The sequence below is a fragment of the Streptomyces sp. SID3212 genome, assembly GCF_009865405.1.
GTDB lineage: Bacteria > Actinomycetota > Actinomycetes > Streptomycetales > Streptomycetaceae > Streptomyces.
In genome coordinates, this window is the sequence record NZ_WWJY01001234.1 from 1 (window position 1) to 253 (window position 253).

General features: G+C 81.0%; 1 protein-coding gene. It reads left to right on the forward strand.

The genetic code is table 11. From position 1 onward, the window contains the following. On the forward strand, positions 1–253 hold a 253-nt coding region (locus GT042_RS36510), incomplete at both ends, for an urease accessory UreF family protein (protein ID WP_272925811.1).

A 253-nucleotide genomic window follows, 5' to 3' on the forward strand; every position in this document is an offset into this window, starting at 1 on the left:
GGGGCCTCGACCCGCTCGGCCTGGACGAGGCGGCGGACGCCCGTACCCCCTCACCCGCCCTGCGCGCCACCGCCCGCAGACTCGGCCGCCAGCTGATGCGCGCGGCCCGCGCCACCTGGCCGGGAGGAGAACTCGACGCGCTCGCCGCCGCCCGGCCGCGCGGCGCCCACCAGCCCGTCGTCCTGGGCGTCACCGCACGCTCCGCCGGGCTCACGCCCGGGGACGCGGCGCACTGCGCGGCGTACGAGACCGT